General features: G+C 37.9%; 17 protein-coding genes. 12 read left to right on the forward strand and 5 right to left on the reverse strand.

Annotated features, from left to right (window positions below):
* Positions 1–132 precede the first annotated feature (132 nt).
* The 4 genes from HHO47_RS00135 (at position 133) to HHO47_RS00150 (ending at position 3,703) form a co-directional block, all read left to right on the forward strand.
* Entirely contained in the window at positions 133–1,968 is a 1,836-nt protein-coding gene (locus tag HHO47_RS00135; RefSeq protein WP_169017727.1) for a hypothetical protein, read from the forward strand.
* Positions 1,961–2,284, forward strand: coding sequence for a hypothetical protein (locus HHO47_RS00140; protein ID WP_169017729.1), 324 nt, complete (start codon positions 1,961–1,963; stop codon positions 2,282–2,284). Before HHO47_RS00135 ends, HHO47_RS00140 begins: the two co-directional genes overlap by 8 nt.
* Before the next feature lie 4 nt (positions 2,285–2,288).
* The gene (locus tag HHO47_RS00145; protein WP_169017731.1) at positions 2,289–3,431 is read left to right on the forward strand and encodes a zonular occludens toxin domain-containing protein; all 1,143 of its coding nucleotides are present in this window, start codon (positions 2,289–2,291) and stop codon (positions 3,429–3,431) included.
* Between the two features lie 86 nt (positions 3,432–3,517).
* Positions 3,518–3,703: a hypothetical protein gene (locus tag HHO47_RS00150; RefSeq protein WP_169017733.1), complete on the forward strand. Its 186-nt coding sequence runs from the start codon at positions 3,518–3,520 to the stop codon at positions 3,701–3,703.
* Here HHO47_RS00150 and HHO47_RS00155 read toward each other — a convergent pair.
* Positions 3,696–3,932: a hypothetical protein gene (locus HHO47_RS00155; protein ID WP_169017734.1), complete on the reverse strand. Its 237-nt coding sequence runs from the start codon at positions 3,930–3,932 to the stop codon at positions 3,696–3,698. The two genes, HHO47_RS00150 and HHO47_RS00155, sit on opposite strands and share 8 nt — an antisense overlap.
* Before the next feature lie 378 nt (positions 3,933–4,310).
* On the opposite strand from HHO47_RS00155, the gene HHO47_RS00160 reads away from it, so the two are divergent.
* The 7 genes from HHO47_RS00160 to HHO47_RS00190 all read left to right on the forward strand — a co-directional run bounded on the left by HHO47_RS00160 (position 4,311) and on the right by HHO47_RS00190 (position 10,971).
* Positions 4,311–4,721, forward strand: coding sequence for a hypothetical protein (locus tag HHO47_RS00160; protein ID WP_169017736.1), 411 nt, complete (start codon positions 4,311–4,313; stop codon positions 4,719–4,721).
* Between the two features lies 1 nt (position 4,722).
* Positions 4,723–5,076, forward strand: a complete 354-nt coding sequence (locus HHO47_RS00165) for a hypothetical protein (protein ID WP_169017738.1) — start codon at positions 4,723–4,725, stop codon at positions 5,074–5,076.
* A gap of 287 nt (positions 5,077–5,363) precedes the next feature.
* A complete protein-coding gene (locus tag HHO47_RS00170) occupies positions 5,364–5,744 on the forward strand; it encodes a response regulator (RefSeq protein WP_169017740.1) in 381 nt (126 codons plus the stop codon).
* A 25-nt stretch (positions 5,745–5,769) separates the two neighbouring features.
* The gene (locus HHO47_RS00175; protein ID WP_169017742.1) at positions 5,770–6,675 is read left to right on the forward strand and encodes an AAA family ATPase; all 906 of its coding nucleotides are present in this window, start codon (positions 5,770–5,772) and stop codon (positions 6,673–6,675) included.
* Between the two features lie 168 nt (positions 6,676–6,843).
* A complete protein-coding gene (locus HHO47_RS00180) occupies positions 6,844–7,671 on the forward strand; it encodes a DUF58 domain-containing protein (protein ID WP_169017744.1) in 828 nt (275 codons plus the stop codon).
* Complete coding sequence (locus HHO47_RS00185) at positions 7,658–9,652, forward strand: transglutaminase TgpA family protein (protein ID WP_169017746.1); 1,995 nt, start codon at positions 7,658–7,660, stop codon at positions 9,650–9,652. Before HHO47_RS00180 ends, HHO47_RS00185 begins: the two co-directional genes overlap by 14 nt.
* Positions 9,649–10,971, forward strand: a complete 1,323-nt coding sequence (locus HHO47_RS00190) for a Na+/H+ antiporter family protein (protein WP_169017748.1) — start codon at positions 9,649–9,651, stop codon at positions 10,969–10,971. Before HHO47_RS00185 ends, HHO47_RS00190 begins: the two co-directional genes overlap by 4 nt.
* A gap of 172 nt (positions 10,972–11,143) precedes the next feature.
* On the opposite strand, the gene HHO47_RS00195 is transcribed toward HHO47_RS00190, so the two are convergent.
* The 3 genes from HHO47_RS00195 to HHO47_RS00205 are packed head-to-tail and all read right to left on the reverse strand — an operon-like array spanning position 11,144 to position 13,246.
* Complete coding sequence (locus tag HHO47_RS00195; protein ID WP_169017750.1) at positions 11,144–11,575, reverse strand: acyl-CoA thioesterase; 432 nt, start codon at positions 11,573–11,575, stop codon at positions 11,144–11,146.
* 5 nt (positions 11,576–11,580) lie between these two features.
* Entirely contained in the window at positions 11,581–12,396 is an 816-nt protein-coding gene (locus tag HHO47_RS00200; protein ID WP_169017752.1) for a M23 family metallopeptidase, read from the reverse strand.
* The gene (locus tag HHO47_RS00205) at positions 12,389–13,246 is read right to left on the reverse strand and encodes a 6-carboxytetrahydropterin synthase (RefSeq protein ID WP_169017753.1); all 858 of its coding nucleotides are present in this window, start codon (positions 13,244–13,246) and stop codon (positions 12,389–12,391) included. Before HHO47_RS00205 ends, HHO47_RS00200 begins: the two co-directional genes overlap by 8 nt.
* Positions 13,247–13,450: 204 nt before the next feature.
* Between HHO47_RS00205 and fabA the strand changes: the two genes are divergently transcribed.
* A complete protein-coding gene (gene fabA, locus HHO47_RS00210) occupies positions 13,451–13,966 on the forward strand; it encodes a bifunctional 3-hydroxydecanoyl-ACP dehydratase/trans-2-decenoyl-ACP isomerase (protein WP_169017755.1) in 516 nt (171 codons plus the stop codon).
* Positions 13,967–14,049: 83 nt separating this feature from the next.
* On the opposite strand, the gene rmf is transcribed toward fabA, so the two are convergent.
* Positions 14,050–14,220, reverse strand: coding sequence for a ribosome modulation factor (gene rmf, locus HHO47_RS00215; RefSeq protein WP_016707188.1), 171 nt, complete (start codon positions 14,218–14,220; stop codon positions 14,050–14,052).
* Between the last annotated feature and the right edge of the window lie 167 nt (positions 14,221–14,387).

Here is a 14,387-nt window from a genome sequence, read left to right on the forward strand (position 1 = left end):
CTTGCGCCGCTGCGGTCATTCGTGGTTTTGAAGGTGCGTAAATTTATATCTTGGCTTTGGCGTGGTTTTAAATATGTTCTACGTCACCCAATAAAATCAACCTTCGGTTTCATTAAGCTTTGGTTCTTCCTAATGCTGTTTACTGTTTTTTCGTCTGTAGTAATGGCACAAGTTGATATGACAGATTTAAAGAATCCTGACTTAGAACCGTTTGGTTCTTGCGGTTATACAAACGGTCCAAATAAGTCAGACTTATCCCTTTCGGATTGCAAGACTTATATACAATCCGATTTAAAATCAAGAAATGCTGGTAATGTTGGCGCAGTAAAATCCGAGCCAACAGGTAACGACCGTTATACTATTTTTGTTGAGTTTAGAACCCATTGGTCACATGATTTATGGTTTACTTCTTTCGGTTCTTTCGTAGAAGATGAAAAAGTACTTGCTTGCCCTCCTGCTGCATACCCGCTTCATAAATTAACAGTTCCCAAACCTACCCCCGAAAACCCAGATGCTTTCATGTGTGGCAAACCTTTAATTACTGATGATGAAGAATGTCAAAGTCAAATAGGGAATGACCCCGCATTAAATTCTATTACGTTACCAAATTCTTCGACTGCTGGCGGTAAAATGCCTAAGTGTGTTGATTCTGGCACAGCTAAATGCGAAGTAACTAGCACCATTTGGATTGATGTTGTATCCAATGAAACACACACCGTTTGGTCTCCTGTTGGTGGTTCAACATTTACGGGCAACGCATGCGATGAAAACGGCATGGAAGTAAAGCAACCAGAATCACAAGGTGAAGATAAGTTTTGCAATGTCAGTAACTCCTCAGGAATTTATCAGGTTGATTGCCCAGAATCTTCAATTGCTATCAACTGGAATACTGTAACAGGCCTTGCTCAAGCCAGCGCTTTAGATAATCAGCGAATCGCAGCTATTGAAGCTAGCTTTTTGAAGCAAGAGGATTTAACGGCTTTGGTAAATTCCGGTCAACTTAAAGGTGATCAAGGTGAAAAAGGAGATAAGGGCGAAAAAGGTATTCAAGGTGTTGCTGGCGCAAAAGGTGCAACGGGTGAAAAGGGCGCTGATGGTAAAGACGGTATTGATGGACAGGACGGCGCTGATGGTGCAACTGGTGAAAAAGGCGCTGATGGTAAAGACGGTATTGATGGACAAGACGGCGCCGATGGTGCAACTGGTGAAAAAGGCGCTGATGGTAAAGACGGTGTTGATGGCATAAATGGTGTTGATGGTCAAGACGGTGCTGATGGCAAAGACGGTGTTGATGGTCTAGCTGGTGTTGATGGTAAAGATGGTGTTAACGGCAAAGATGGTATTGATGGTGAAGATGGTGTTGGTTGTTCTGTTATAAATACACCAGATGGTGCATCTATCGCATGTGAAAGCGGAACTGCAAAATTAGAAAATGGCGATTCATGTACAACTGTTCAATTGCCTAATGGTGATGCTCAAATATCGTGTGAAGATGGCACTATGTCTGAAATAAATGGCGTTGATGAAGATGGCATAATTTCCGCGCTAGATACCCAATTAACCGAAATGAAAAAGCAAACAACAGAACTCGAAAAGCACACCGAGTCATTAAAAAAACTCAGTGAATACGATGGCGATAAACCATTAATTGATTATGAAACTAAACCCGATGCCTACACCGAGATAGCTGAGTTCGATTGGGAAAATAATAATTTTGGTACTGTCATGGAAGAGCATATTGATGCTATGCGTGGCTTACCTTTGTTTTCAGCAATAGACAATTTTTTTGTCACTTCTTTTGGCGGCTCTTGCCCAGTTTGGGAAACAACCGTTAACGTAATGGATGCTAATTTAAATATAAAAATTGACCAATTTTGCTCTAGTGCTGTTCAAAATATACTCCCATATATAAGAGCTATTTTAATGCTAGTTGCAGGTTTTTTTGCTTGGAGGATTGCAATTGAATGATTTTATAGACTGGCTAGCCCAACAATGGCAAGCCTTCATAGATTGGTGCTATGAAATAATTATTTTTATTTTGAATGCTTTTATGTGGTTAGTATTACAAACATTCGAGCGTCTATTGGAGGGTTTTAGATTTGTTTTTGCAATGATAGACCCGCCACAATTTATTCAAAGTGGCATAAGCTCTCTTACTTCTGGAATACCATCAGATATTGGTTATCTATTGGGTGCAACTGGTTTTAGTGATGCGTTGGCTTTAATAGGGTTGGGTTATACGTTTCGTTTAACTCGCAAAGTATTAACATTATTCCAATGGTAACAATATGATAATTTTCCATGAAGGCTTGCCTGGTTCTGGTAAAAGTTACGAAGCACTTGTTAAGCATATAATTCCAAGCTTAACCAAAGGTCGTAAAGTTTACGCCCGTTTAAATGGTTTTAACTTTGAAAAAGTAAGTGAATTAACAGGCAAAACAGTTGATGAACTTAAAGCGCTTTACACTGAAATATCAGAAGAGCAGGTGCATACTGTCTATGACTTGGTTGAAAATGATTGCTTACTTGTTATTGATGAGCTTCAAAACTTCTTCCCCAGTGGCAGGCAAAAGCTTAGTGATGAAATGACACAATTCATTGCTGAGCATCGCCATAGAGGTATGGATATAATCTGCATGGGGCAAGCTCTTGCAGATTGTCACACCACATGGAAACGAAGAATAGAGCGCAAAATTTCATTTTTAAAACTATCTATGGTTGGTATGGATAGTAAATATAAATGGGAAATGTACCAAGGTTCTATTAACGGCGTAAAAGGCGATGTCGTTTTTACTAAAATAAAATCTGGTGTTGAAAAGTACGACTCTAAATATTTTGGTTCTTATCTTAGTCACCAACAAACAACTGGCAACACAGATGTTTATTCTGATGATCGTGTTAATGTATTTAAGTCCAAGCAGTTTATTTTCTATTTACCTTTATTTATTTTTCTTGTGGCTTTTTCACTTTATTTTCTAAATGGCTTCTTTGACAGTGAATCAAAGTTGGAATCTGAAAAAGCTAAAGAACCTAGCAACGGGCCCGTTGCAAAACCCGAAAATAACCAATTAATTTCAACTGGCGACTTGCCACAAAAATCAGCTGAGCAAAAACCAAAATCCAGTACAGACCCATATGAAAGGTTGAGGGATTTAATTCAGCAAAACAACTCTATCATTACTTACGAAGAAATTTATAAAGGCCGAATAGTTGACGTTTTATTGGTTGTCGAAAACTCAAATAAGCAAATACTTGATAAATTTACACGTGATGAATTATTAATGCTTGGTTATCGCTTAAAGAAAACCTTATTAGGTATTGAAGCATATCGCGGTGACCATTTGGCCGCAGTTTTTAGATATAGACCAAGAGGACAGATTTTTAATCAAGTACCCGACGAATCATACCATGATTTATATACATCCAATTAAACGCCAGAGCCTACGCTTTTCAACTTGTTGAAACCGTAGGCTGGCGTTTAAATATTTACAAATAAGATACCGTCACTGGTGACATTATGACTAGAAATCAAAAGTACGAACAAAAGCAAAAAGGCAAAGGGTTAAAAAAAGTAACCCTTTGGATACCTGATGACTCAGAAATTGAGATAAAACAAATGATAGAGTTTTTAATCGATAACCCTGACCACATTCCCTTTATGGCTCGCAGTGTCATAACTGGCCGCATGAAAAAGGCTATTTAATCAGATTATCGAATGCTTGCTTAAAGTCGTTAATAGCCTCAATTTTATCGTCTAGTGAATTAACTAAACGATAGTTCTCAGCTTTTAAATTGCTGATTTCAGTTTGTGTTTTTTGATATTCGAGTATCAAATAATCAATTAACTTGGTTGAAGTATTAATATTTAGCCTGCCCTTTAAGCGATTAAGCTCCTTGGTTACTTCATCATTTGGGCGGTATGTAATAGCCATCTTAGTATCCTTTGCAATCATAATGAACAGCCAGGATAAACCTTCAGTTGTGATTTTGCAATCAAAACACCACTATTAAGCCAGGATAAAAAGCACCATTTGCAATCATTAAAGTGAAAGCCGGTTGCTTGCCAGGATAAAGAATGCAATCAAATGCAGAGACATTTTTATGGCGCAGCCATGTAGACCGCTCACCGTTATTAATTTAGCATCATACTCTATCGGTCGTAACCAAGCGAAGCGCAACCCCTGCCCTTAGTTACTCGATACCGCGCTTGCGCCCTTGATAAACAAATACGGAATTTCTGTTAATGCATAATCCGAGATTTACACCTGTGCTGAGTTCCTATTGTGATTTTAATAAAGGAGTAAATCACAATGGGAAATTTTAAAATGCAGTTCTTATCATTGTTCGGCTTTGATTATGCAAAAGGCGCTAAAGAACTGGGTGTAAGTGAACGTCAAGTAAGGCGGTATGTGAAAGCAAATAAAGCATCTAAGCCAATCGAAAAATTAATATCAATTATGTATCGGGGGTATCTTCCTCCAACTGGCCCATGGGCAGATTGCAGAATTTCATATCATGACCACACTATGACTACACCATGGGGCAAAGTTAAACCATCCGATGTTCAACTAGTTCACCGATACAAATGGTCAGCAAGGAAATCTGAAAATATGTACAAAACACTTAAGGAACAAAATAAAACACAAGATGTATATTTATCTGACCTACAAAGCCAGCTTTTAGATATAATTGGCGAAATCTCAGAGCGTACAGGGAGTTAGTATGAGTAATTTAAAAATTTTTATAATCATATTCATTGTATTATCGGTGGCTTTGTTTGTTGCAAATAAATCACGCACTAAACCAACTAATTTAAACAGTGTTGAACACATAGCTAAAGAGGAAACTTTTTCACACAATTTTGAGGTTGCTATGGAAAAACACAAAAAGGAGCAAGATGAGCAACTACATAAACTTCGAGACGCCTATATTGAAAGTTTAAAAAATAAATATGGTGAAGAAAAATTCCAAGAGCTACTTGGTGTATGTGATTTATTTACTAATTTATATGTAAATAATAGAACCAAGGAAAATGAATTAAAGTATGTTGAAGCTTGCGACCCTATGTACCACTAATGCCAAACTGTCAAGATAGACAGCAGCACTAACCAATTAATAAAAAAGGGCTTTTCGCCCTTTTCTTTAATATTACGTACCGTAATTTATGGGCTATTATCTATATTTGCGAGAGCACCTATATAAATACACGACGGCGTCACTAAGTCCGATACCGTCTAGTATTGGACTTAGTGGTGGTATTATTTCAATAATACAGTTTAATTCGAGTATCTTTCTTGAGCTTCATTATCGCTTAGCATAGTATTAAAAATACAATTTAAGCTGTACCACAAGAAGTAAACAATATGGAATTTGTGCGCCCGTTAGAACCAATCCTAATAATTGATGATGTTCAAGATATACGTGACTACTTAAATCAGATCTTAACTGAATTAGGTTTTGAAGATATTCTTGAAAGCAGAGATTTTGAATCGGCTAAAACGTTGATTGTTGAAAAGTCTCCGAATGTTATCTTTCTCGATATTGAACTGCCCGATACCGATGGTACAGAAATTCTTGAATACTTAAATGACAATTACCCACATACATATGTTGTTATGTGCTCAGGCCACAATAGTCTTGAAAATGTGCAAAATACCTGGGAGCTTGGTGCTAAAGGTTTTATTGCAAAGCCATTTAATGCTAAAAAAGTTGATACGGTCATGAAACGCCTCGAGCTCATTTAATCTAATTTCAACCTACAAGGTTACTATGCAACAGACCGTACAAACGATCATTGATGATTTATCTCAGGTTATTTTTGGCAAACAGCAACAAATAAAACTCGCGTTAACCTGCTTATTCAGCCAAGGTCATTTATTAATTGAAGATTTGCCTGGTATGGGTAAAACCACTTTATCGCATGCACTTGCTGCGGTATTAGGTTTGTCGTATCAACGAGTACAATTTACCAGTGATTTATTACCCTCAGACATACTGGGCTCAAGTATTTTTAATGCCAATGAGCATAAATTTACTTTTCATAAAGGGCCTATCTTCAGTCAAGTTGTTTTAGCGGACGAAATAAACCGTGCAGGCCCAAAAACACAAAGCGCTTTATTAGAAGCAATGGAAGAAAACCAAGTAACTATGGATGGTGATAAACATGCCCTACCAACACCATTTTTTGTTATAGCCACGCAAAACCCTTTATATCAATCAGGTACTTATCCTTTACCTGAATCTCAATTAGACCGTTTTTTTATGCGTATTAGTTTGGGTTTTCCACCTAAAGAAGCTGAACGTAAACTCATTTTAGGCCAACATAATCGTGATTATACCCACTTACCTGTACGTATCGATACACAACAATTAATTGAAATACAAAATAAAGTAACTGCTGTTATGTTAAGTGAACCGGTTGTTGATTATATTTTGGCGCTTGTATCAGCAACCCGAAATAACAGCCAATTTGCTAATGCGTTATCTCCACGGGCCAGTATTGCAGTTGGCAAAGCCGCGAAAGCATGGGCGTTTATTGATGGTCGTGACTTTGTTACCCCTGATGATGTACAAACTATTTTTGCTAGTGTTACCGAACATCGTTTAGGTCTGCAGCATGATGTTAGCTCACAACAGATCAAACAATTAATAAATACTGTTGATGTGCCACTTTAAGGTATGAACAATAAAACAGGAAATCGCCCTACTTTTTGGTTTCAGTTTAAAGCTCAGGTTTTCAAGCTATTACTAAGAAATAAACATAATACCGAACATCTTACCTTAACGCATAACACACTGTATGTTTTGCCATCAAAATTGGGCGTGAGCTTTTTAGTGGTTACTATGCTTAATTTTATATTAGGCATTAATTATCAGAATAATTTGATTTTAGCGATGGCTTATTTAATGCTCGTAGTAATGATATTTTCGCTACTTATGGGTTATAGCAATCTTAAAGGATTAAAAGTTGATTATAAAAATCATATAGCTAGCTATGCTCCCTGCTCTGCATTATTAGAGCTGCAACTAAAAACCGAAAGAAAATGTCAATCATTGCAGTTTATTTATGAAAATAAAACCCTCACAACCGTTGATGAAATAACCAGTCAACAGCAAATAGTTAATTTAGATTTAGGATTAAAAGAACGTGGTGAATACCCCTTGCGCCGATTAAAAATAATCAGCAAGTATCCGTTTGGATTAGTATCGGTATGGAGCTATATGCAATTAGCACATACGGTATTTGTCTACCCGCAACAACTCAAACCATTGCATGACGCTAGTTTGCAAAATAACCACAACACTGATGATGGCCTGCATAAAAACAGCCATGGCAGTGATGAATTTGATGGTTTAAATATTCATCAACCTGGTATGAATATGAAACGAATATCATGGAAACATTACGCAAAAACTCAGCAATTAATGGTAAAAGAGTTTGTAAATTATTCAGCCCAAAGTGTAGTTTTTGATTTTAATCAGTTACAAGGAAATACCGAATCTCGCCTACAACAATTAAGCTATTTAGTAACTCAGGCTTACTCGCAAGGCGTTAGTTATGGCCTGCAATTAGAAGCCGGACTATACGCGATCAGTGATACAAAAGAGCATTGTAAACAGTGTTTAGAAGCACTCAGCCGTTTTGCAAAGGATGAAAATGAAAGTCACTGATAATTTAACCGCGATCAATTTGTCGTTAGCTATTGTTTATATTTTAGTGCTGAGTTTTATTTTTCCTGAGTTACCACCTCTATTTAATACATTATTAGCTAGTTTGTGTATTTGGAATCTAGTCGTTACCTTATTGAAACGCAATAAACCCAATGCCATATTAGCAAATACTTTAGCTGGTTTGAGTCTATTGATTTTGTTTTATGATGTAGGTTTTAGCGATACGGTGACTTTATTTGTTGCGATGCTGCTCCTCTCAAGCTTATTTAAACTACTGCAAGCCAATACAAAAAAGCATTATCAAACTATCATTTTGTTAAGTTTTTTTAGTCTCTCAACAGTGTATCTATTTTCTCAGAGCTTATTTGCTACGCTAGTAATTAGCATGCTATATATTTTAAATTTTGCGCTGTTGGCGCTGATTGAATCTAAACATAGTTTAAAAATTGCAGCCAAAGACAGCTGCAAACTTTTGTTGCTAGCGCTACCTTTAGCGATATTTTTATTATTATTGTTACCGAAACTTCCCGCATTTTGGCAATTGCCGGGGCCAAAACTCGCTAAAACGGGTTTATCAGAAAGTGTCGATCCATTTGATATAGCCAACCTGTCTAATTCAGATGAGTTAGTATTTCGAGCTAAATTTGAGCAGCACAAGCCATCACCCCCCTATTACTGGCGAGCAATCATACATGATGAGTTTGATGGTAAACGCTGGTTAGTATCGGACATTTTAAAAAGCCAACAAGTAATTGACCAAACCACCTCAGCTGAACGTGGTGAACCATTATATAGTTATCAAATTTTTGCAGAGCCGGCCTCTAAACCTTGGCTGTATGGGTTACAGCTTGCCGACTCAGCCGATCAAGATCTCAAAGCAACTAGCAATGGCTTACTACTGCGAAAACGTTTTTTAGCTAATAGTATCAGTTATACAGCCCAAAGTTATGCTTTTAGTTTGGTTGACCTTTCTCGCTCTGCACACTATCAAAACGTGCAACTTAGTTTAGCTAAAGAGACTAATTTACAGTCGCAATCTTTAGCTAAACATCTGTATGAACAACATAATAACGATGATCAGGCTTTTTATTCAGTACTGTATGATTACTTTGCCAATAACAACTTTAGCTATACCTTAACGCCGGATCCAATTACCGGTAACAACACCCTTGACCAGTTCTTATTTGCTAATAAACGTGGTTTTTGTGGCCATTATGCCAGCACAGCTGCATTTATGTTTAGAAGTGTTGGTATTCCTGCCCGCGTAGTTTCAGGGTACTTAGGTGGTGAGTATAATCAACAAAATAGTTATATGAGCGTCTATCAATATGATGCCCATGCATGGGTTGAAGTATTTATAAAAAATAAAGGTTGGCAAATTTTTGATGCAACTGCGGTTGTTTCACCTGAACGATTAAACGGATCTCTATCACAGCACGTACAACTTAATAATGAATTTACAAGCAACTTGAGTTTTGGCTTATTACGATTGAGTAATATCGCTGGTATTAACTGGTTAAGGCTTAAACTTGAAAATCTTGATTACCAATGGACAAACTGGGTGCTAGGTTTTGACCAGCAAAAGCAATCTTCCCTGCTAAAAGAATTATTCGGTAATAAACAGCTTTGGCAAATTTCATTACTAGTGATAGCAACCGTATGTTTAGCCTTTATTTGTTATTTTGTGTATTTGTCTTGGCCTAAAAAGCCAGAATCGCCTGCGCATTCACTCGCAAAAGATTACCTTACTGTTGTGCATTGGTGTAATAAACAAGGTATTTCAGTACCGTCAAACCAAACGCCGCTGCAATTTTTAGCATATGCAGCTCAACAGCTGCCTAATAAGCGGACATATATCATGCAATTTGCGCAATTATACTCCGATGTGCGTTATCGCCAGCTAATATTTAGTGCTTATCGTAAAAAACACAGTAAAGATCTGGTAAAATTAATTAAAACAACAACTAAGAGAACTCTATGAATGCAGTCGTGATTGGCGTTATTTTAATGCTCGGCCTTACTTTAGCCCGCGTTAATGTGATTGTTGCTATGACTTTAAGTGCTTTAGTCGCCGGTTTAACCGCCGGACTTAGCTTAAACGATACCCTAAACGCATTTAACGCAGGCCTCTCTGGCGGAGCTGAGATCGCTCTAAGCTATGCAATGCTAGGCGCATTTGCTGTTGCGATTTCAAAATCAGGCTTAACACGCATTTTAGCTGCAAAGCTACTCGCTAAAGTAAATAACAATAGTAGTAATAGCGAAACGAATTTGAGCTATTTTATCTTACTAATAATTTTAGTGTGTGCAATTTCATCGCAAAACCTAATCCCTGTTCATATTGCTTTTATTCCAATTTTGATCCCCCCGCTACTGGTTATATTTAATAAACTAAGGTTAGACCGACGTGCTATTGCCTGTATTTTAACGTTTGGTCTAGCAACCTCATATATGGTTTTACCCTATGGCTTTGGTGGAATTTATTTATACTCGATTTTACATAAAAACTTAGTGGAAAATGGCTTAGATATCATTAATACCCAAGTACCTATGGCGATGATCATTCCTGCCTGCGGCATGTTAGTCGGGTTAATTGTAGCTGTGTTTATCAGTTATAGAAAACGCCGGGATTATCAGCATGATGAAGTTCAAGAGCAAGCAACTAATGTGATTGTAGAACAACCTAAAAAAGTATTGTTCGTCGGTATTACAGCGGTATTAGCCTCTTTAGCAGCACAAAATGTCAGTGGCTCAATGATTTTAGGTGGCTTAGTTGGGGTGATAATTTTTAGTTTGTTTGGCGTAGTTAAGTGGGAGCAAAATAGCGATGTATTTAGTAAAGGTGTAGCGATGATGGCAATGATTGGATTTATCATGATCTCAGCTCAAGGGTTTGCCTCTGTAATGAAAGCAACAGGCGATGTGACTAGTTTAGTACAAAGCGCCGCATCGATTATTGATGGCAACAAACCTTTGGCAGCTGCACTAATTTTATTAGTTGGTTTAATGATCACCATGGGTATTGGTAGCTCATTTTCTACAGTACCAATAATAGCAACTTTGTTTGTGCCACTGTGCTTAGAGCTTAACTTTTCAATAATGGCAACCGCAGCTCTAGTGGGAACCGCTGGTGCATTAGGCGATGCTGGCTCCCCTGCTTCCGACTCAACCTTAGGACCAACTTCCGGCTTAAACGCTGACGGTCAGCATGATCATATCTGGGATTCAGTTGTGCCTACTTTTATCCACTTTAATATTCCATTACTAATATTTGGCTGGATAGCCGCGATGGTGCTTTAGTACCTTGAATGTGAGTGACCAAGTAGAGAATAGATCCCCTCTGACTTGGTTACTCAATTATTGCTTTAACGCAGATGCTAAAGATATATAACAGTGCAATATAGTATGATGTGTTCTTTTGATATAACAAAGAAAACACCATAAAAGTGCTTTCTTAACTTAACAATTCGGTTTAAAAACCATAAATCATCTTATCGCATACAACTGCCGTTGGTCTGTGGTTATCATCGACCGCAACGAATGTAAAACTCCCAGTAATTGCCGAATGTTTATCATCCCTATGCATTGTTTCTAATAATATTTCAACGTCTACTCTTAAACTTGTATTGCCTACATGCACAACTTTAGAGATCAATTCAGCGAAAGTGCCTGCTGGAATAGCTTCTTTAAAATCAACTCTATCTGATGAAATGGTTACCAGTGGTTTACGGCAAAAGCGCGTTGCAGCAATAAATGCAACTTCGTCCATCCATGCCAATGCATCACCACCAAACAAGGTATTGTGATGATTAGTGCGCCCAGGAAACACTGTTTTTGTGACTGAAGTCGTTGAGTCTTTAATACGCTGAGCAATTATTTCTTCACGGTTTACTTGCGTTGTCATGTTCTCTACTTTTGGTTTGCTAATTTATCTAACATCATAAGTGCAGGATCAAGGCGTTCGCCTTTCCAATTAAAACGCCAATCTAAATGAGGGCCAGTTACACGGCCAGTCGCACCTATTTCAGCTATTTTATCACCGCGCTTAATGGTATCCCCTACTTTTACATCAAGCTTACTTAAGTGTATATAGGTCGACGTGACACTGTGACCATGATCTAAAATTAAAGTTCCGCCAGAGTAATAAAGGTCGTTATTTGCAAAAACAACCGTACCACTGACAGGCGCATAAACAGGGCTGCCTGTTTTGTTGGCTATATCTAAACCAAAATGTGGCCGACGTGGCTCACCATTAAAATAGCGTTGGCTACCATACACACCCGAAATACGCCCTTTTGCAGGTTTGTAAACTGGATCTAAAAAATACCTAAGTTCAGAGTCAACTTTTCGGGCATTTCTTACCGCCACAGCTTCGCGGCTAATACGTTCACTTACCGATTTTGGCGGTGACACATATTTACTTGCCACGCCAGTAATCTTATCGATTTTATAATCACGTTTAGTGATCTCAATAGCTTGCTGATGTTTTACACCGTCTGCGTCGACCCAAACTAATTGATGGGTTAACTCAGCATCACGGCCAAAGCCAAATACAAACTCGCCTTGTGCGGTGGTTTTTAATGCTTGACCATTAAAGGTAACTGACTTAACCCCATCAATTTGACCAGTCACTAATCCGCCTTGGGTTAAGTGACCTTTTAACTCCACGGCATCAGCAAAAAAGCTCACGGTAGCAAATATCGAAACAGCTAATAATTTACGCATAACAAATGGACCCTTTGCCCACACCTTCATATGCAGTGACTTTTACGTCATTATCAGGATGCTGCGCTTTAACTTGCTCAGCAAGGTAACCTGCAATACATTCAACCGTAGTATCAATGGGTAAAATATCACACCGTTCTTTACTTATTGCCATTTCAAAATAGCCTTGTGCGGCGGTATAGGCAAAACAGTGGTCATTTTCTTTGCCGCTGATGTACTGTAGCTGCGGCGCTTGAATTTGATCTTCTGCTGTCGCTAAATAAATATCTTGCCATTTATCAGCCCATTGCTTTTGTAACCGTGGCATTGCCATACCATCAAGAGCAATACCAATTTGCGAACGGTGACCATGAATAATACGCTGGCAATTACCGTCGTGCTTTTTAAGGCCATGACTATAGTGATAATAAAAGCTCTTACTAGGTTCTGGTTTTAACTCAATTTCGATTTTATCGATATTGCTTGGTAACTGCGGCATGATTGTAGCAATTAAAAATTCCATAACTGACTGCTCATTAACAACATCAGCATCAATTAAACAAAACGCTTGGTTTGGCGCACTCATTGCTAAGTGGTGATCATCACCAAAAGTACAATCAAGTGTGGTGTAGTCACCATGGTTTTCAACGTGGCCGTTAATTTGGTTGCCTATTGCTAACTTGTGATCAATACATTGGTCAATAATGCCTTTGATTTGCTTTTTAACTAAGCCAAAATCAAGCACCATAGACTCTTCATTTAACTTGCCATGCAAAGTTAAATCAACAATCCAGCTCTCGCCAACCGCGCCTCGTTTATTACACAAGTAAGAAAAATCAATTACTGTAAGTGCGTTAACAAAAAGGATCATAAACTTCCTTTATACTGATTAAAAGTCAGTTTAATTATAATGATTTTTGCTCTTGATTGCGCGATCTAATCGCATAATTAGCATGTTCTTCACCTAAGCGGTGGTATTTCATGCAAATATATTAATTTTTTAACTGCTCAGAGTTGTTTAGCGTACAAGTGTACGCTAAAGTACTCTGCAATTTCTAAGCGACGAAAAAGTGTTATGGAACCTAAAAATAGCTATACAAAAGAAGATTTGATCCTTTGTGGTAAAGGTGAAATGTTTGGTGAAGGCAATTGTCGTCTACCCAGTGACAACATGTTAATGATGGATCGCATCATCTCAATCACTGATGACGGTGGTGAGCATGGTAAAGGTGAAATCGTTGCTGAGCTTGATATTAACCCTGATCTTTGGTTTTTTGCTTGTCACTTTAAAGGTGATCCAGTCATGCCCGGTTGTCTTGGTTTAGATGCAATGTGGCAACTGGTTGGCTTTTTCCTTGGTTGGTCTGGTGGCCCTGGTCTTGGCCGTGCGCTAGGTGTAGGTGAAGTTAAATTTACAGGGCAAATTTTACCAACAGCAAAAAAAGTGACCTACCGTTTAACCATGAAGCGCGTTATTAAACGTAAATTATTCATGGGTATGGCTGATGGTACTGTTGAAGTAGATGGCCGCGTGATCTACGAAGCAAAAGATTTAAAAGTTGGTTTATTCCAAGATACTAGCGCGTTTTAATTTTGTTATTAAAGCGCCCTGCTACAAAAACGCCGCTGTTTATGAAACAGCGGCGTTTTTGCTTTAATTCAATACTAAAAAAATTAGGTTTTATACATATTGCGATTTTCTATCGCTTCGCGCCAACCGCCTAACCACTCTGATTTTGGGTCTACTTGTTGATAAGGGCATAGATCTTTTGAACGGCCCGCGAGGCCAGCTTTAAAGCCTTGAGAATGAGCTCTTTCTAACCGATCTCTTTTCTGTCTCTTCATAGGTAAATCCTCACCTTTTATATTTATATATTTGTAGTGTTCGTGACATCTACATTTAATGAATAGTTAATAAAACTGTTAAATTCAAATCACAAAAGCAATTAAATAAATTGACTTTAACTAAGCTGCTGATGCAAAAATGAATTAACATATAAAAAAGTAAAGTG

The sequence above is a fragment of the Pseudoalteromonas arctica genome (genome assembly GCF_012927645.1).
In the GTDB taxonomy this organism is placed as follows: Bacteria; Pseudomonadota; Gammaproteobacteria; order Enterobacterales; family Alteromonadaceae; genus Pseudoalteromonas; species Pseudoalteromonas arctica_A.